17 protein-coding genes and 1 pseudogene are annotated in these 17,919 nt (G+C 44.9%); 3 read left to right on the top strand and 15 right to left on the bottom strand.

Annotated features, from left to right (window positions below):
* The first annotated feature begins 4 nt into the window (after nucleotides 1-4).
* From AYR47_RS15495 to AYR47_RS32565, 3 genes are all read left to right on the top strand, one after another.
* Nucleotides 5-922 (top strand): class I SAM-dependent methyltransferase, encoded by a 918-nt coding sequence (locus tag AYR47_RS15495; RefSeq protein ID WP_061435794.1) that lies wholly within the window; start codon nucleotides 5-7, stop codon nucleotides 920-922.
* Nucleotides 922-1,665: a class I SAM-dependent methyltransferase gene (locus AYR47_RS15490; protein ID WP_061435792.1), complete on the top strand. Its 744-nt coding sequence runs from the start codon at nucleotides 922-924 to the stop codon at nucleotides 1,663-1,665. Before AYR47_RS15495 ends, AYR47_RS15490 begins: the two co-directional genes overlap by 1 nt.
* Nucleotides 1,666-1,733: 68 nt before the next feature.
* Nucleotides 1,734-2,036: a DMT family transporter gene (locus tag AYR47_RS32565; RefSeq protein ID WP_167351255.1), complete on the top strand. Its 303-nt coding sequence runs from the start codon at nucleotides 1,734-1,736 to the stop codon at nucleotides 2,034-2,036.
* Between the two features lie 401 nt (nucleotides 2,037-2,437).
* Here the strand turns inward: AYR47_RS32565 and AYR47_RS15485 are convergent.
* The 15 genes and pseudogenes from AYR47_RS15485 to AYR47_RS15420 form a co-directional block, all read right to left on the bottom strand.
* Nucleotides 2,438-4,445 (bottom strand): annotated as a pseudogene (locus tag AYR47_RS15485) (polysaccharide biosynthesis protein).
* Between the two features lie 86 nt (nucleotides 4,446-4,531).
* Nucleotides 4,532-5,548, bottom strand: coding sequence for an MraY family glycosyltransferase (locus tag AYR47_RS32105; RefSeq protein ID WP_082781505.1), 1,017 nt, complete (start codon nucleotides 5,546-5,548; stop codon nucleotides 4,532-4,534).
* Nucleotides 5,549-5,604: 56 nt separating this feature from the next.
* Complete coding sequence (locus tag AYR47_RS32100) at nucleotides 5,605-6,564, bottom strand: NAD-dependent epimerase/dehydratase family protein (RefSeq protein ID WP_082781504.1); 960 nt, start codon at nucleotides 6,562-6,564, stop codon at nucleotides 5,605-5,607.
* A 14-nt stretch (nucleotides 6,565-6,578) separates the two neighbouring features.
* Nucleotides 6,579-7,694 carry a DegT/DnrJ/EryC1/StrS family aminotransferase gene (locus AYR47_RS15475; protein ID WP_061435788.1) on the bottom strand — a complete coding sequence of 372 codons (1,116 nt, stop codon included), beginning with the start codon at nucleotides 7,692-7,694 and terminating at the stop codon, nucleotides 6,579-6,581.
* Nucleotides 7,687-8,154, bottom strand: a complete 468-nt coding sequence (locus AYR47_RS15470; protein ID WP_061435786.1) for an acyltransferase — start codon at nucleotides 8,152-8,154, stop codon at nucleotides 7,687-7,689. The genes AYR47_RS15475 and AYR47_RS15470 overlap by 8 nt, the downstream gene beginning before the upstream one ends.
* A complete protein-coding gene (locus tag AYR47_RS15465) occupies nucleotides 8,147-8,551 on the bottom strand; it encodes a sugar 3,4-ketoisomerase (RefSeq protein WP_208603930.1) in 405 nt (134 codons plus the stop codon). The genes AYR47_RS15470 and AYR47_RS15465 overlap by 8 nt, the downstream gene beginning before the upstream one ends.
* 45 nt (nucleotides 8,552-8,596) lie before the next feature.
* A complete protein-coding gene (locus tag AYR47_RS15460) occupies nucleotides 8,597-9,403 on the bottom strand; it encodes a glycosyltransferase family 2 protein (RefSeq protein WP_061435784.1) in 807 nt (268 codons plus the stop codon).
* Nucleotides 9,404-9,443: 40 nt separating this feature from the next.
* Nucleotides 9,444-10,316, bottom strand: coding sequence for a UDP-3-O-(3-hydroxymyristoyl)glucosamine N-acyltransferase (locus AYR47_RS32095; RefSeq protein WP_082781503.1), 873 nt, complete (start codon nucleotides 10,314-10,316; stop codon nucleotides 9,444-9,446).
* Nucleotides 10,301-10,939 (bottom strand): PIG-L deacetylase family protein, encoded by a 639-nt coding sequence (locus AYR47_RS15450; RefSeq protein WP_061435782.1) that lies wholly within the window; start codon nucleotides 10,937-10,939, stop codon nucleotides 10,301-10,303. The genes AYR47_RS32095 and AYR47_RS15450 overlap by 16 nt, the downstream gene beginning before the upstream one ends.
* A complete protein-coding gene (locus tag AYR47_RS15445) occupies nucleotides 10,929-12,032 on the bottom strand; it encodes a glycosyltransferase (RefSeq protein WP_082781502.1) in 1,104 nt (367 codons plus the stop codon). Before AYR47_RS15445 ends, AYR47_RS15450 begins: the two co-directional genes overlap by 11 nt.
* Nucleotides 12,033-12,100: 68 nt before the next feature.
* Nucleotides 12,101-13,987: an asparagine synthase (glutamine-hydrolyzing) gene (gene asnB, locus AYR47_RS15440; RefSeq protein WP_061435779.1), complete on the bottom strand. Its 1,887-nt coding sequence runs from the start codon at nucleotides 13,985-13,987 to the stop codon at nucleotides 12,101-12,103.
* A gap of 17 nt (nucleotides 13,988-14,004) precedes the next feature.
* Nucleotides 14,005-15,294: a lipopolysaccharide biosynthesis protein gene (locus AYR47_RS15435; RefSeq protein WP_156487799.1), complete on the bottom strand. Its 1,290-nt coding sequence runs from the start codon at nucleotides 15,292-15,294 to the stop codon at nucleotides 14,005-14,007.
* Nucleotides 15,291-16,376, bottom strand: coding sequence for a DegT/DnrJ/EryC1/StrS family aminotransferase (locus AYR47_RS15430; RefSeq protein ID WP_061435777.1), 1,086 nt, complete (start codon nucleotides 16,374-16,376; stop codon nucleotides 15,291-15,293). Before AYR47_RS15430 ends, AYR47_RS15435 begins: the two co-directional genes overlap by 4 nt.
* Nucleotides 16,376-16,957, bottom strand: a complete 582-nt coding sequence (locus AYR47_RS15425) for an acyltransferase (protein ID WP_061435776.1) — start codon at nucleotides 16,955-16,957, stop codon at nucleotides 16,376-16,378. The genes AYR47_RS15430 and AYR47_RS15425 overlap by 1 nt, the downstream gene beginning before the upstream one ends.
* Before the next feature lie 7 nt (nucleotides 16,958-16,964).
* Entirely contained in the window at nucleotides 16,965-17,912 is a 948-nt protein-coding gene (locus AYR47_RS15420) for a Gfo/Idh/MocA family oxidoreductase (RefSeq protein WP_156487850.1), read from the bottom strand.
* Nucleotides 17,913-17,919 lie beyond the last annotated feature (7 nt).

The raw sequence follows: 17,919 nt of genomic DNA, 5'->3' as shown, positions 1-17,919 counted from the left end.
TGATATGGAAAACATAACTATAGAACGTAGTTGCCCGGTTTGTGCAAGTCGCACTCACAAGCCTTTCGCTGATGAACGTATTGAGCAAGATAAGCTCAACGATTTCAGCTACGCCTCTCGAAAGCAACCTGAATTTATGTGCCTGAGACTCGTCCAGTGCCTCAATTGTGATGTCATCTACGCACCCTCTCCACCAGAGAAAGAGTTTCTTTCAAATGCCTATTCAGAAGCTGCGTATGATTCCGGCCCAGAGGCCAAAGCGGCCGCAATAAGCTATGCGAAAGCACTCAAACCACACCTTAGACAAATAACAAATCGCGAAGCTGCGGTCGATGTAGGAGCCGGTAGCGGCCCATTACTTCCCTGGCTATCAGAGCAGGGTTTCCATCCCGTTATGGGGATAGAGCCTTCGCGTGCCGCGATTGAAGCAGCTCCTCCCAACGTACAAGCGATGTTAAGGGAGGGTATGTTTTCGCAGGAGTTACTCGCCGGTATCAGGCCGTCCTTAATATGCTCTTTTATGACTTTAGAGCACATATCAGATCCAAGTGAACTGGCCAATACCGCATTTGAAGTCCTCGAAAAAAACGGAATGTTGGCAGTGGTTGTACATAACTGGCGAGCCCCGTTAAATCGTGCATTGGGTCTGCGCTCGCCGATTATTGATGTAGAGCACTTACAGCTTTTCAGTGAAAAATCACTCCGCGTACTCTTATCAAAAGCAGGGTTTGAAAAAATAAAAGTTAACACAATCAGCAACAGCTACCCCTTGCGTTACTGGTTGAGACTTACCCCCCTCCCTCAGCGTTTGAAGAAAACTATCACCCGCGCCCTTGAGTTTATAAAAATTGCGGATTTGAAAATCCCGATTCGCGTGGGAAACATGATTGCCGTTGGCGTAAAAATTAAGGAGCAAAAATAATGTCCGATACAAAAGTTTCAACCACAAAGAAGAACGTCAGCCAATTTGAAGAAGATGTCCGAAACACCGGTTCATATGCCTACACAGCCGAAGTGCTCTCTTCTCGTTACGCAAACGCACGGATCAGTAAATCGATACACGAAGCCTATAACTTTTCGGGCAAAAAGGTACTAGACCTAGGGTGCGGTGATGGAACATATACCGTGGAATTCATATCCTTAGGTGTTAAAGAAATTATTGGCGTCGATCCTGCAAGTGCGGCGGTAGATGCAGCGAAGGAAAAAGCAGCGAAGCTTGGCATTGAAAACAAAGCAAAGTTCGAAACAGGCAACATCTATGAACTTGATGAGCTCTTACAGCAGCATGATTTTGATTGCATCGTGATTCGTGGCGTATTGCACCATCTTCCAGATCCCGCCAAAGCCATTGCAGGACTCTCTAATTTTAGTGGCGCGATAGTGATTCTTGAGCCAAATGGAAATAATCCAGTACTAAAACTACTTGAACGGTTCTCGAAGTATCACATCGATCACGAAGAACGATCATTTTTCCCATCGCTGATCAGATCCTGGTTAGTCGATGCAAACTTCAAAGTTCGCTCAACCAAATTTTTGAATTTAGTTCCAATGTTTTGCCCTGACTGGATGGCAAATCTGCTAGAGCGTTGCACACCTATCGCCGAAAAACTCCCAGCACTTCGAAACTTCGCTTGCGGACAAATCGTAATTGTAGCGGAAAAATGATTAAATCAAGGGTAGGTCTTTTATTTACTTTCGGAATGGTGTTGTGCACTGCGACGGCACAGGTTTTTATGAAGCTTGCCGGCCAGGAATCCTTGAAAAGCTCAGGCTTTGCAGGACAATTTATAACTAATCCATGGCTATGGATGAGTCTATTATTCTCCGGTTGCGGGCTTCTATTCTGGGTGATTGCACTTCGTACCATACCACTTTCAAAAGCCTACCCTTGGACAGCCTTAATCTACGTTTTAACACCCATCGCAAGTATGGTTTTATTCAACGATCTGTTAATGACAAAACAACTCATTGGTTTAAGCTGTATTGTATTAGGTGTCTTGTTGACAAACTGGGGCGTTAAAAATGACCACCCCTGAGTTAATGCTATGCCTCTCGTCTGTTTTGTGTAGCAGCCTGTCCCAGATATTGATAAAAACATCCTCATTTATAAAAGACATTACACGTGCATTGACGATACTTTTCATCGGCGCAAGCCTACAACTATCCGCTATATTATTGGCCACTGTAGCACTTCGCACACTACAACTTTCTCAAATCATACCCTTTGCAGCGCTAGCCTATTTTTTGGTCCCCCTTACCAGCTCTATACTCTTTAAGGAACGGCTTAGCACTGGCTTCTGGGCGGGTACTTCATTGATAGCTGTCGGTGTTGTTATTGCGAACCTTTAAACCAAAGGCTATGCCTCCCTATTACAAAGCAAAAAAACAAGCCAGATCGATGTATCGACCTGGCTATCGCTAAGTAAAATGGCCACGTCTAAGGTTTTTCTCGCTGCTGAAGCATTTGTTGCTGATGAACCCAGTCTACTATTTCATCACCTGGCGTATACCCTGCTACTGTATCACGAAGCACTTTTCTCACTAATGTGTAGTCATCATGCTGAATAGCGCCTAGTAACTCAGAGATATTTGACTTCAGCACATCCCACGACAAAGCGTCTTCATTGGCCCTCATGATCATTGGGTGTTGAGTGGCAACTACGTTGTGGCCCGATCAGGAGCTCTTCATACAGCTTCTCACCAGGCCGCAAGCCGGTGAAGTCGATAGCAATGTCACCATTAGGATTGCGATCCGATCGAATACTCAGACCAGACAAATGAATCATTTTCTCGGCAAGCTCAACGATCCTGACGGGTTCCCCCATATCCAAAACAAAAACATCCCCTCCCATCCCCATAGACCCCGCCTGAATAACGAGTTGGGCAGCTTCGGGAATAGTCATAAAGTAACGGGTTATATTTGGATGGGTTACGGTTAAAGGTCCACCCGCCTTTATCTGCTTATGAAACAGAGGAATAACTGAGCCGGAGGAGCCTAGGACATTTCCGAAGCGCACCATAGTAAATCGTGTCGCATTGAGCTTGGGTTCGCTCGAAGCGCTATCATAAAGAACCGGAGAAGCCTCTCGGCTGAGCGCCTGCAATATCATCTCTGAAAGCCGCTTCGTACTGCCCATTACATTGGTAGGACGCACAGCTTTATCGGTTGAAATCAAGACAAAGTTTTCTACCGATGCCTGCAGCGCAGCTTGCGCAGCATTTAATGTACCAATAACATTATTCAGCACGCCTTCAGCAATATTGTGCTCCACCATAGGGACATGCTTATAAGCCGCAGCGTGGTATACAGTATTCACTTTCCAAGCTGACATCACGTCAAGTAATTTACCAGCATTTCTTACAGAGCCGAGAATAGGTAAAAGTTTGACCTTCAACGAATCTCTAGAGATACGCTGCTCTAGTTCGGACAAAATGCTGTATAAATTAAACTCACTATGCTCAAACAGTAGAAGAGCTGAAGGTCCTGAACTTAGTATTTGACGGCAAAGCTCAGAACCGATAGAGCCGCCAGCACCGGTTACCAAAACTACTTTCCCTTTGATGCAGCGCTCCAGCAAGGCGTCCTGTGCAGGAACCGGGTCACGTCCAAGCAGGTCCGCAATATCCACCTCCTGGATATCATCTACTTTGACTCTACCACTGGCTAAATCCATAAATCCAGGAATACTGCGAACGTGCAAAGCGTAGCCTTCAAGATATCCTAATATCTCCCTACGACGCCCGCGCGTAGATGACGGAATCGCCAAAAGAATCTCTTGCGCGCCCGTGTCCTCTATCATCTTATGAATATGCCTTGGCTTGTATACATGCAGCCCTGAGATGATACGATCCGCAATACTGCTATCATCATCAATAAAGGCAACAGGGCGCATTACCTTACCCATTCTCAACGCAGCAACTAATTGATTTCCCGCGGAGCCCGCCCCGTATATGGCAACTTTCAGGACGCCATCGTCGACATTGGCAAATGGCACATATTGAGCAGCAGTAAACCAATCTCCCATAAAATACTGACGCATACCGAGACGCAGACCGCCAATCATTACCAAACTAAGCCACCAGTAGTTGAAAACAATCGATCTGGGCACTACGGTCTGGTGATTACTGTACAAATAGACAACTAATGCCAGAAGCAGAGCGGATAGGCTGACCGCTTTTATAATAGCTATTAATGCATCATTTCCAAAATAGCGCATCACCGCTCTATACATGCCAAAATGTATAAACAGCGGGATTGCTACGAAGGGCGCGCTTATGAATAACCATGAGTGTAAAAGAATTGGATTATCAAGCTCGCTAAAACCAAGCCTAACAACAAAGGCAAGCCAAAGTGCGAACCATACTAAACAGATGTCAACAATCACCTGTAAAACGCGCTTCTGACCACGCGGTAACGCAAGCAAACGGACGCGTATTTTATGCATATGACTTTATACCCCATCCATCAGCTAGATCGCGAAGCTTACATTTAAATAAAACATCTAATCCTCTAAGGACAGACGCGGGAATACTATTCAAAACTTTCTGTCTTCCCAGCCCGAAATTTTAAGGCAAGCAGAGTTAAAGGAAAATAAGCCACTAACATAGCTGACACACCATCAATTTTCTGTAATGCCACGAAGCAAGCGATAGGAAACAACCAAAGTAAATTAATACACAACACAGAAAGAGTGACCGACGAGTGACTCCCGAACATTCGGGAAGCATATTGATAGGCGTGAGTACGATGAGCCTCATAAACTTTTTGCCCAGTTAAGAGCCTTCTGAGTAACGTGAATGTAGCGTCGACTATAAAAACACCCAAGAGAATAATCCAACTCCAAAATAGTTGAGGACTCGTCCAGGCAGCTTGTATAGATAAAATTGCCAGTATCACACCCAGAAAACCGCTACCCGCATCTCCCATAAAAATTCGGGCCACAGGAAAATTCCAGAACAAAAATCCGACAACTGCAAAAGATACAGCCAAGGGCACCCAAATCATTTCTTCATGCTGAGTGACTAAATATAGTACGGTACCTGCAACGCAAACAAAAATGGCCTCGGTGCTGGCAATACCGTTTATACCATCCATGAAATTGTAGAGGTTCAACAACCAAACCAAATAAACAATCGCTAATACATCGCCAAACAATCCAAGATCAAGGGTATAGCTGAAAACATGAATACTTGGAAGGCCACCAAGCCAAAAAACCGCCCAAGATGCAGAAGCAAAATGTCCCAATAGCCGCCATCGTGCTGCGATATGCCCATGATCATCCATAAATCCAATAGTCGCTACGCATACGCCTGAACCGACAAGCGCAACGGCACTGGTCCATCCTGTGAGACCAAACCAATACAGCATAGGGATAAAAAGCATAAGCGATAGCACAATCGCCACACCCCCTCCCCTAGGCGTCGGGAGTTGATGAGAACTCCGAGCGTTAGGGATATCGAGCATGCTTTGAGACAAAGCATAACGTCGCAGCGCTGCGGTCAATCCGAACGAGAGCAGCATCAAGACAAACAAGCCTGTATAAATCATGACCACCTGTTTAACCAGAATATTTATATCAAACGCACCGCACAACCAACCGCATACTAAAGCTTGACCACTTCACGCGAGTCTCTTTTAGATTGGGCCAACCGTTTCAATGCCTCATAAGTATCTGTGTCCGGGCGCCAGCTTAGCAATGCGCAAGCCTTACCGTTATTGATAACAATCGACTCACAAAGCTGGCTATAAATAGATTCCTTACGAGCCAATCTAGCAAACCATCTAAGGAGCCGCGGAGATACTTTCAGTAAAAAACAACGCTTGCCTAAACCTTCTGCAAGTGCACGAACTATATCCGGGGTCGATATTGGATGACCATCACAAACTAAAAAAACGTGATTAGCCGCTTTTTTGTGGTGAATGCAAAGCACAATGAAATCTACGAGATTGCGCAACGAAATCAAGCTACGACCATTAGTAATACTTCCAAATGGGAGCACTGGGACAACAGAAACAAGCTTAACCAGACGCGCAAAATTTCCAGGAGCATTGATACCATATACAAGGGGCGGACGAATAATTACCAACTCTGTTTCGGAATTTTCAAGTAACTCCCTCAATCCGTTTTCAGCTTCTAGTTTAGACAAAGCATAGTCAGTTGCAGGTGCAGGGCTTGCTTTCTCATCAAAACCATGGCCATTGGTTACCGCTCCATTTACACCTATCGAGCTAATGAACAGAAAGCGAGCAACACCTGCCTCTTTCGCACTGGCAGCGAGCGACAGCGAAAGGTCTCTATTTATGCTTCGGTATTCCGCGAGAGGATTAGTCGCCCCATCACTGAGTACATGTGCACGCCCTGCCAGATGCACGACACATTCAATATTTTTAAGAGCAGCCTCCACACATGTCCCGTCCGCAAGATCGCCAACGAAGTACTGAATGCCATCAATAGGGTTAGAGACCGACCGCACCAGTGCACATACGCGATGTCCAAGACCGACTAAAACCCGGCACAGTTCCATGCCGATATACCCATTTCCGCCAGTGACGAGAACGTTCATTCAATATAAACCTGTCAGCGCTTTATACGAGGAACATAGGCGTTCAACATACTAATAACGGTCGAAACCTGTTGATCACTCATTGTAGAATCTATTGGCAGGCTTAAGACCTCTCTGTGTATTTTTTCCGTCAATGGAAGAATCAATGAGGAAAGTTCAGGATATGCCAATTGCTTATGCGGTGGTGTTGGATAGTGAATAAGTGTTTCAATTCCATTTTCAGAGAGAAACAATTGCAACGTGTCACGCGTTTCACAACGGACAACAAATAGGTGCCATACATGCTGCTCCGACAAAGTCGACACAGGCAGTTTTATCAGCGGATTAGTTATCTCAGAAATATACCTTGCGGCAATTTCTCGACGCCTTGATATCTGCGAATCCAGATAGCGCAGTTTGACACTTAAAATAGCAGCCTGGATCTCATCAAGTCGGCTATTGACCCCCTTATAATCGTGCACATATTTTTCTTTAGAGCCGTAATTTCGCAGCGCAAGAAGAATAGTATAAAGCGCTTCATCCGAGGTTGTTATAGCGCCAGCATCCCCTAATGCCCCAAGATTTTTACCAGGGTAAAAACTGAAGCCTGCGGCGTTGCCCCAGCTCCCGGCTTTACGCCCCCCGATGCTTGCACCATGCGCTTGCGCCGCATCTTCTAGCACCAAGAGATTATTAACCTCAGCGAATGAAAGAATAGAGGACATGTCGGCTAAGCGGCCGTAAAGGTGAACAGCCAAAATCACTTTAGTCTTGGGAGAAACTGCTCGCTGCAAATTAGTATGGGAAATATTAAATGTAGCTTCATCAGGCTCGACCAATACAGGAACAAGACCGTTCTCAGTAATTGCCATAATGCTTGCTATATACGTATTGGCCGGAACAATCACTTCATCGCCATCGGAAATCAACCCCATTTCCTTCCAGGCACGAAGCACTAATACCAAAGCGTCTAATCCATTCGCGACACCGACACAATAAGGTACGCCACAGTAAGCGGAAAACTCTTTTTCGAACGCTTTCAGGGCTTGTCCACAGATGTACCAACCCGAATCTATCACCGCAGTGCATGCGGCTACCAACTCGTCGCGCATCGTTTGGTTTAGAAGCTTTAAATCCATAAACTTAATCATTGCCCAACATCCTGATTACCTTCGCCGGATTCCCGACAACAACAGCATAAGCTTCAACATCTTTAGTGACAACAGCGCCGGCACCAACCATAGAAAATTCACCAATTTCTAAGCCTGCCAGGATCGTTGCGTTAGCCCCAATGCTGGCGCCACGTCTAATTATCGTCGTGTCAAACTGTGCGGGATACACCTTCGACCGCGGCATCAAGTCGTTGGTAAACGTTGCATTCGGACCAATGAAGACGTCGTCTTCAATGCGTAATCCGTCCCAAAGATAGACACCGGACTTAACAGTGACATTATTGCCAATCTGTACATCCCCCTCAATCAAAACATGGGCACATATGTTACAGTTCGCGCCAATTTTAGCACCCGCCAAAATTACAACGTACTGCCATATACGAGTATCAGCACCTATGTCATGGCTTGCGACATCTGACAGTGGGTGTACCTTAGGCATGTTGAGCTACCTTTTTAAACTCGACATAATCTCTAATATAATCTGACTCGTCATAATACTCACTGGCAATGACTAATAACACACAATCATGACTGAAGTCATGCATCTCACGCCAAGTCATTTGCTCAATCAATAGTCCTTTGGATGGAGAGTCTAGCCAAATTTCCTGACGAGTATTTCCATCATCTAAAATAAATCTGCAGTGCCCGGAAACACAGACCGCAACCTGACGCAAGTTCTTATGCGCATGAAACCCCCTTGGCACCGAAGGTTTCATATTGGTCATATAATAAACCCTTTTGATAGAAAACGGAATTTCCCGCTGTTCTTCAAGGGAGACTAACTGTCCACGCCCATCACCGTTTGACTCAAAAGAAATCAGCTTTATCAGTTTCATTTCAAGTGCCCTCACCATACAAATTCTTATGAACCTAAATCATTATCAACTCTTTAACTTACTCATAACCGGACGTAGAAGCACGTCCAAAATAAAATGAAGGCACTTCGAAAAAAATTTTAAGCAGGGGTTAAGTAGAGAGCTGTTCTTCTTCAAAACCTTCATTTTCTCAGAATAAAGATATCCCCCTTTACGCATTTTCGCGATGGCGCTTTCTCCGTGTTGACGATAGAGAAGCAGTTCATCGTCCAAATAACAGAATTTAGTTTTTGAAGACGCTCTCAACAAAAAATCCCAGTCTTCAAGCAACAAACCATTTTGATCAAAGCCACCAACGGTGTCATACAAGCCTTTAGAAAAAATGATTGTTCCTGCCGGAATAAAATTATAAAGCGTAAGTATATTTTTCACACGCCCAGAAAACAAATATTTGGAAGCTTTCTTCTCTCTGACGTCAACACCGAAAACTTTCGCATTGCTATAGCAGAGCTCGGATTCTGGATTGTTTTCAAGGTGTTCGATCTGTTTGGTTATTTTATCTGCACACCACAGATCATCGGACGCAATAATAGCAATATACTCACCGGTAGCGTAGTTATTGATGGCACGATTCAATGTTTTGCATAGGCCTTCGTTGCTTTTTAGAACGAGTTCGAACGGAACGACACTCGAACCGTGCAGGGCCTTTAGAATATCAACACTGTTATCCGTTGAACCATCATCAATGACGATAACTTCCAAGTCATAGTTACTTCCCACTTGGCCAAGTACGCTGCTCAGCGCTTCACCGATATAACACCCATGATTATAGCTGGGAATTATCACGCTCACCTTGCAGACACCACCTGACATATTAAACTACCCTCTCCAACAATATAAAAACCACAAACAATCAAATTTTTCTTAGCAATCGCGCCGGGTTACCGGCATAAACGCTGCCGGCATCTACGTCCTTTGTTACAACTGCACCGATCCCCACTAAGGCGCCCTCTCCGATTTGAACTTTCTGAATGATGGAGGCGTTTGGGCCGACCCAAGCATTTTTTCCAACTGTCACACCGCCACTGATTTCAGCGCACGCGATGATCAACGCGCCTTCCCGTATTTCGCAGTTGTGAGCGATGTGCACCAAGTTATCTGTTTTTACATGATTTCCGATAGTTGTATCACTTAATGTGCCTCGTACAATCGCATTAAAGGCACCAATTTCTACATGCTCACCGATGACAACTCCACCCAAATGCACAAACCGAATGGGGGTTCCGTCCGCAAGCCTCTCAAAGCCAAAACCGTCACCGCCTATCAAACTGCCGACTCGGATTCTAGAGTTTTTACCGATACGCGATCCCTTCTCGATAACTACATTATGCTCAATGACGACTCCTTCCTCAATAATACAGCCCTGTTCGTCAATGACTACATTGCGCCCTATAGAGGCAGAGGGGTGGATAATCGAGTCAAACGAATACGTCTGGAAGCCTATGTTACGATCCAGGTAATCCAAAGCTCGTATAAAATCCAAACGCGGATTGCTTGAATAGAGATAACATCCCTCAGTCGGTCCTTCCTTGCCCTTGGCCGACTCAGGAACGATCACTATTCGTCCCTGCGCCTCAGGAGCGTTTTTCGAGAACGACAGGGAGCCCTCTGTTTGACTCGAATAGGGAGCGATATTCAGAATTGCACTGTCCTGCCCCTCCATCTCAAGCGATAAGTACTTAGAAAGCTCGTACGACGAAACCGCATGATTTAACTGATAACCCATCTCACCACCTCAAAGCTCTCTGCGTACTCAGAGCCAATTTGAACACCACGTGTTTTTGCCAACGAAAAAATAAAGTCTCTTGACACATAATCACGGCCGGCTTGGGACTTATATTCAGCCAATGCCTCTGCTTTCGCCGCAATGTGTCTCGACTCTAGCTTTACGAAACTGGAAGTGCTGAATTCCAAGTTATTCCAGATTAGCTCATACCCCAGAATCGTAGTGTTTTTAAAAGCACGCAGCCCCTCATGAGCGATGGTTGAATGGTCCTGGTGAATATCCTTTAACGAAGGCATCAATACCAAATCCGGAAAAATGTTTCGTCTAAAGGCGATCAAGTCCTCCAAAATCTCCTGCCTTGCATAGTTCAGTTTTCTTACTTCATAGTCATATATCAACACGTTAGCTTCGGGTATTCCTAGTTTGCGCGTCGCATGGATGACTTCTGTTTTTAATATATTTGATGGAAAATTCGAGGGCACCGATTTTTCTGCAGTAGAGAACGCAAAATAATATACATTTGCGCCAAGCTCAATTAGTTTGGCTATTGTGCCGCCCGCACCCAATTCACCATCATCGGTATGGGGAGCTAAGACGAAAACTGTTTTAAATTTACTGAGCACTCAGTAGCTCCTTATAAAGACTAATCAACTTATCTTCCGCAACAGCCCAATTATATTTTTCACGAACAGCCACATAACCGTTCTGTCCCATGTCCAAATGTACGGACGCATTATCTCGAATAAAATCCAATGCCTTGACCACTGATTGCTGATTATCTACTTCGACGTTTAGACCGCAATTATTCTCCTGATTGAAGCCAACCCACTCTCCAAAATCAGGCATCAACACAGGCATACCAAAGGACATATACTCAAATAACTTTATCGCGTAAGAAAGATTATACTGATCTACGTTGTTATACAGAATAACCCCCAGATTAGAAATACTATAATACTTGGAAACTTCCTCAACAGGGATGACACCAAGGTATGTAATTTTTTCCCATCCCGGGTGCTGTTCGGCTTGAGCAAGAAGACCAGGTTCTATTTTTCCGGCCAGATAAAATTTGTCGTCTTTGCGAAGCTGCTCTGCAAGGGACAGCATATTGAACAGCCCACGATCCACAGTGATCGCACCACCATGAAATATGCAAATATTGTCAAGATTCAGTTTGACAGGCTGATCTAGGTTTACAAATGAGAAATTTTCAATCAATACCGTGCCAGCGATTTTTTCATAGTTCACAACCATCGTTGGCTGCGGAACTATTAACGCGTCAAACCGAGAGCATGCAAAGCGCTGATATGTTTTAAATAATGCCGATAATATCGGACGCAATGGTTTATATATGTATTTTTTATGAAGCAACTGTGTGGGCACATCTTCATGAATATCATATATTACTTTTTTCCCAAGCTTCTTTAGCCTTACGCCAACCGGGATTAATTCTGGGTCATGGAAGTGGTACAAATCTGAATCCAGAGCAACGGCTTTCTGGTAAATCAAATTTGTTGACTTAAGCATTCGTCCTACTCTTCCAGCTGGAGCTCCGACATCATGAATTTCGACTCCATGGACAGTCGCAAACCCCAGACCATCGGCCACGATCAACGAGACATCGTACCCGGCGCTCTTCAGAGAGATGCACTCTTTGTGAAAAATTCTTATATCAGAGCGATTATGAACTGACGTTAGGTGTGTCACCTTGAACATACATAAGGTCCTAGTCTAGGTTACGAAATGCGACTCAAAATTTGATCTCAGTCACAACGAACTAACAGTTATAAATTGTTCTGATTATACCAGCGCACGTAATTCACCCAACGCCAAACTTGCCAACTAAATGGAGCCCTACCTGCGACAACATTATCAAAACTAGAGATTAATTCCTTGCTATTTATAAATGGAATTTTCTCAGAGCCCTGCAGCCATTCTCTTATTACGGGAGCCATTCCCAAAAGCCACGTTTTCTCAGGCGTAGCAAAGCCTATCTTGTCTCTACGGGATAGAATCTCATCAGGAACAATCCCACGCATTGCTTCGCGAAAAACACTTTTTGTTTCTCCCGTGGCGGATATAAGGTAACTTTCGTCCACTGACAAGAGCAAGTTAGCCATCGGAACCGTAAGGAAAGGAACTCGGCTCTCCACCGAAAACTTCATAGAGTTTCTATCGCCATGACGAAGAAGCTCTTGTAATCCCCTGCTCTGAAGTGATTTTCCTAACTGCTCTATAACACGCCGACCTTTAAAATCAGGACTGAAAACAGCTCTCTGCTCGTTCAAATGAATACCACTTGACGCCAGCATGTCTGCGTTCAACCAATCGGGTGCGAAATCTCTGCCCAGGAATTTTCGTGCGGTGCGGAATGCATTGTCAGGTAGGAGTTCTTTAGCTAAGTACATCAAAGCCCGTGAGTAGCTTCTACCGGGCCATTTTGACCAATTTCTAGCGAACTGGTGCATCTGCAGATATTTTTTATCTTCCAAGAGACTCATGAGTCTGTGACCAGGATACCCGGAATAGCCCGCAAGTAACTCGTCCGCGCCTTGACCGTCCAACGTCACAGTGACACCAGAGGCCTTCGCAAGTTGAAAAACCCTATACTGCGCATAAATGCTCGTACTACCGAATGGCTCTCCTTGGACACGAATCATCGCGTCCAGATCATCCATTAATTGCTCACCAGTAGCCGTTATCTTATGAGCCTTGGCACCCACGTATGCGTTAACCTTATCCACCCAATATTCTTCTGAAACTGCAGAACCCTCTGCAATGTAACTAAAAGTATTAATAGGTAAATCCGGCTCGATATAACGCATGCCGCACACGACTGCAGAAGAATCGATACCTCCAGAAAGTGCAGCACCAATTGCAACATCACTACGGAGGTGCAGACGAAGATTTGTCAAAAACTGTTCGCGAAGTGCCTCCGCAGCTTGAGAAAATGTCAGCCTTGACGATTGTATTAAGGACGGCTCCCACCAACGAGTTACTGAGCCTACCTCACTCCGGTCGGTATAGAGCGTAAGCATGTGACCCGGCAGAAGATGATTTATGCCCGCAAAAAATGTTTGTTCATTGCTGTCATAATCACCATGAACAAGATAATCATAACTACGTTGCAGATTGGGTCTCGCTTTTTCACATTTAAGTGCTAACAATGCTGCTTGCTCGGACGCAAAGATAAATCGCCCTTCATTGAGCTCATAAAAAAGCGGTTTTATTCCAAACCCATCTCTAACAGCCGTCACGCACTGTTGAAAACTATCATAGACTACAAATGAAAACATCCCTTCCAATCGGGGTAAACATGCAGCGCCCCATTCAGCCCAGGCGTTCAGCAGCACTTCAGTATCTGAGTCTGAATGAAATACATATCCACAGTCGACCAGGTTTCTCCTCAACTCCTGGTAGTTGTATATCTCGCCGTTGAACACCATGGAATAACGTGAGTTGCTCGATGTCATTGGCTGGTGGCCAGCGGAAGAAAGATCGATAATCGAAAGGCGCGCATGCGCAAGGGCTACAACACCACTATCGCCATGCAGCAATTGGACGCCGTGATCATCAGGACCTCTATGAGCCATCATCGAAAGAGACAAGTTTAACCTTTGACGTAAATCGCCCCCTTCAACCCTCCAAAAACCACCCGAGATACCACACATACCAGCCCCTAAATTATTTAGCTTCTCTTCAATACATGTGCATTTTTTGCCACATGATTCAAGACAACAAAAATCGCAATGAAATAACCCACTGCACTGACAATCGAAAATCCGACAATTGTTATGTAGGGGTCGCCGAGACTATTACCGACCGCTAAAACCCCCATCTTGGAGGTGAGCATCACAACGTGAATCATCAAATTGACTTTCTGACCATCAGTCGCAAGTAAAGTCATGGAGAGTGGCGAGTATACAAACTGAAAGGCCACTCCCACAATCATCCAGCTAGCGTAATCGCCTGCGAGCGTCCAGGTATCTCCGAATACTACTGAGAAAATTGGACTTGCATAAAAGAAAAATATGATGGTAGGGAAAACGGCCAGCCCACCGAGAAGCATGACGGCCCGGAGAGTTGTGCTATAAAATTTCCCCTCGCTTTTCTGGGCGTTCACCGTTCCAAACAGAACTTGTCCAAACGCTTGGCCGACCAAATTCGCGGGCATTGAGAGGGCTCGCTCTGCAAGCATATAAGAGCCGGCGACAACAGGACCAAACAATGTGGCCAATACTAAATTAGGTAGCTGAGTGCTCAATGTATCAATAAATGCCGCAGGCGCATCATATAGCGGGAAGCGTCGGTAGCGCTTTAAGAGTAAAAGCAGCCTTAAATACCGTACTTTGCTAATTGCATAATCATAAACACTTGTGCTTTTCGCAAGCTGGAATGTTCCTGCTGCCTGCCCTAGCATTTGACCAATCAACAAGCCTGAAGGCCCCTGACTTATTAATCCACCAAAAACCTGGACAACAACACTCGAAAAGCTTTGGATAACTTTGGTTTTAGCAATCCGTTGATAATTTTGTTGCCTGACAGAAAGGTAGTTATACGCCTTGTAAGCACCAGAGAAGAGCACCGTTAACGGAATCAACCATGCAAAGCTTGAAAAGCTATCAACTCCAACTAAAGTCGAAATCCCACTTGAAAATAATGCTACGATCAGGAAACACGTGAGGAAAAATACGAAATTTATTAATAAACTTCCGAACAACAATAGCCGTGCATCTCTCTCCAGGACAGGCAACGGGATCGAAAATTCATAGCGACCACTGGAAACAACTAAAATCATGGAAGTAATGGCCACAAAGACAGCCATTACCCCAAAATCGCTTGGTGTATACAGTCGGGTTAGCAACGGAGTAATACTTAGTACCAAAACCTGACCAATGGCAGTAGCAAACACAAGGGTGCCTACTGAAGCCAAAAAACCTCCTTTCAGGCCAACCATTTTATTCAAATAGTATTTCAAAGCGCTTCTCGGATTGCATTCACAACAGCTTCAACATCATCTTCACTCATGTAGGGGTGCATGGGTACGCTAAGGACTCTCTGGGCAAGCAAATCCCCAACTGGTAATATCGAGCCATCCTTTACTGCTGGCTGTTTATTCAACGGAAGAGGATAGTGAACCGCTGTTGGAACTCCACTATTCTGCAAACAATTTCTTATGTCGTCTCGATGGTCAAACGTTAGCGTATACTGTGCATAAGAGCTTTTATTGTGGCTCTCAACATAAGGAAAAGAAACGCCATCAATGCAAGATAACGCGGAATTGTAAAGAGCGGCTACATGCTGACGACGAACCATCTCATCGGGAAATATTTCCAGCTTAGGTAGCAAGATCGCAGCTTGCAGTGTATCCAAGCGACTGTTCACACCCACACGAATATGGTGATAGCGACGGTCCTGACCATGACGTGCAATTTGTCGAATAACGATTGCAAGCTCTTCATCATCTGTAAAGATGGCACCACCGTCCCCATATCCACCGAGCGGCTTACTCGGAAAGAAACTTGTGCATGCTATTCTGGTCAGTCCACAAGATTGACGACCTTTATATAGAGCACCAAAACTTTGTGCTGCATCTTCAATAACGGTGAGACCATGTTTTTCCGCAATTGCATTGATCGAATCATAATCAGCACATTGACCAAACAAAGACACAGGAATAATTGCCTTTGTTTTTGACGTAATAGCGGCCTCGACCAAGGCGGCATCCAGGTTGTACGTTTTTGGGTCGACATCAACGAATATTGGCTTTGCGCCCAGCAACGCAACCGTCTCGGCAGTCGCAATATAGGTGAATCCGGGTGTGATTACTTCGTCACCCGGACCAACGTTAAGGCTCATCAGTGCTATTTGTAGAGCATCGGTACCATTAGCACAAGTAATGCAATACTTAACCCCCACATAGTCTGCCAACTTTTCTTCAAGCTCATCAACTTCCGGACCAAGTATATACTTTCCATGCTCCAAGACGCGTTGAATATTTTTGTCAATCTTCTCTTTAATAAGGGCCTGCTGTGATTTCAGATCGATAAACTCGAGCATTATCGCTCCTCCTTAATTATTTTATTATCAATCAAAACATATAGACTATTCGTATGCTCACACCGCGCCTGACCTGTACCGCTCAATGGAAGGTTCAATTGTTCACCAAATTCGCTCATCCAACCGATCTGCCGGGCGGGAACCCCCACGACCAAAGCATACGCAGGAACATCGCGATTGATAACGGCACCAGCACCAACAAATGCAAACTCTCCGATGGTGACACCACAGATGATCGTACAATTAGCGCCTAATGTTGCCCCCCGCTTTACCAAAGTGTCCCTGTATTCACTCTTGCGCTCAATCATCGACCGGGGATTATAAACATTGGTGAATACCATACTTGGCCCGCAAAAAACGCCATCTTCTATTGTGACATTATCGTAAATTGAGACATTATTTTGTACTTTGACATCATCGCCGATGGAGACTTTGTTTCCTACGAACACATTTTGTCCGAGTGAACAACCAGCACCAATTCTTGCACCTGAGCAAATATGGACAAAGTGCCAAATCCGCGACCCTTCGCCAATAGTCGCCCCAGGGTCAATGATTGAAGACGGATGAGCTGTATAATTCATAATTCGCTCACCGCTTTGAAGACACGATAAATGGGTGGCCTTCTTCGTCGCGGGGTAAAACAGGGCTCAAATTGCGGATTGTATCGACAGTCTCAACACAGTGTCTTGCGTCCTCTATACCATAACCCCGCCCGGACAAAATCTCCTTATAACTTACGGTATGGAGATCAGTAAAACCTTCTGAAAACTCTAGTTCTTCTCTATCAATAGTGATAGAGCGATAAGTCGATTTTTTTCCTTTTACGCTATCGGGCAAGTCATTTGTATCGATAGAAAGGAACCATTTTACCCTGGCCTTCTCGTACTCCAGATAACCAGCTGCTTTATGGGCAGAGTTGTAATGAACAACATTTTTCTTTAATGAACCAAAAATAAAGTGCAGCATGTCAAAAAAATGCACTCCAATATTAGTGGCGACACCAAATGACTTACGAGGATCGCCCTTCCAACTTTCCATGTACCACTTCCCTCGAGAAGTAATATAGGTCAATTCGACGTCATATACCTTATCGCCACCCGCCTCGACCTTCCGCTTCAACCCCAGGATCGCATCGTGATGACGCAGCTGGAGAATATTGAAAACTTTCTTTCCTGTCTCCGCCTCCAATATTGCCAACTCGTCCAGATTCTGCGGCGTAGGCACCAACGGCTTTTCACAGATCGCATTGCACCCCAAGCGCAATGCAGCCGCGATATGGGATTGATGAAGATAATTAGGCGAGCAAATTGAAATGTAATCCAAAGCTTTGTTTGTGTCGCGTTTCAGGCTGTAGGCGTGGTCCAAATAACGCTCAAACTCCGTAAAAAAATCGCTATCAGGAGAAATACTATCAATGATGCCTACTGAATCATTTATATCATAAGCAGACACTAGAATATTTCCAGTATCTTTGATAGCTTTCATATGACGAGGGGCAATGTAACCAGCGGCACCAATCAATGAAAAACGCATAATATCGAAT

Origin of the sequence: Pseudomonas azotoformans, assembly GCF_001579805.1 — a bacterium.
GTDB classification, from domain to species: Bacteria; Pseudomonadota; Gammaproteobacteria; order Pseudomonadales; family Pseudomonadaceae; genus Aquipseudomonas; species Aquipseudomonas azotoformans_A.
The sequence above is the reverse complement of the archived record's forward strand: the minus strand, read 5'-3'. Positions and strand labels throughout refer to the sequence as shown.

Coding starts and splice junctions, on each gene's coding strand:
- AYR47_RS32565 (WP_167351255.1), top strand. CDS start 1,734: ATGAAGCTTGCCGGCCAGGAATCCTTGAAAAGCTCAGGCTTTGCAGGA.
- AYR47_RS32100 (WP_082781504.1), bottom strand. CDS start 6,564: ATGAACGTTCTCGTCACTGGCGGAAATGGGTATATCGGCATGGAACTG.
- AYR47_RS15460 (WP_061435784.1), bottom strand. CDS start 9,403: ATGTCAGGTGGTGTCTGCAAGGTGAGCGTGATAATTCCCAGCTATAAT.
- AYR47_RS15425 (WP_061435776.1), bottom strand. CDS start 16,957: ATGAATTATACAGCTCATCCGTCTTCAATCATTGACCCTGGGGCGACT.
- AYR47_RS15490 (WP_061435792.1), top strand. CDS start 922: ATGTCCGATACAAAAGTTTCAACCACAAAGAAGAACGTCAGCCAATTT.
- asnB (WP_061435779.1), bottom strand. CDS start 13,987: ATGTGTGGTATCTCGGGTGGTTTTTGGAGGGTTGAAGGGGGCGATTTA.
- AYR47_RS15430 (WP_061435777.1), bottom strand. CDS start 16,376: ATGCTCGAGTTTATCGATCTGAAATCACAGCAGGCCCTTATTAAAGAG.
- AYR47_RS15465 (WP_208603930.1), bottom strand. CDS start 8,551: ATGAAACTGATAAAGCTGATTTCTTTTGAGTCAAACGGTGATGGGCGT.
- AYR47_RS15475 (WP_061435788.1), bottom strand. CDS start 7,694: ATGATTAAGTTTATGGATTTAAAGCTTCTAAACCAAACGATGCGCGAC.
- AYR47_RS15470 (WP_061435786.1), bottom strand. CDS start 8,154: ATGCCTAAGGTACACCCACTGTCAGATGTCGCAAGCCATGACATAGGT.
- AYR47_RS15495 (WP_061435794.1), top strand. CDS start 5: ATGGAAAACATAACTATAGAACGTAGTTGCCCGGTTTGTGCAAGTCGC.
- AYR47_RS32095 (WP_082781503.1), bottom strand. CDS start 10,316: ATGGGTTATCAGTTAAATCATGCGGTTTCGTCGTACGAGCTTTCTAAG.
- AYR47_RS15445 (WP_082781502.1), bottom strand. CDS start 12,032: ATGTTCAAGGTGACACACCTAACGTCAGTTCATAATCGCTCTGATATA.
- AYR47_RS32105 (WP_082781505.1), bottom strand. CDS start 5,548: ATGATTTATACAGGCTTGTTTGTCTTGATGCTGCTCTCGTTCGGATTG.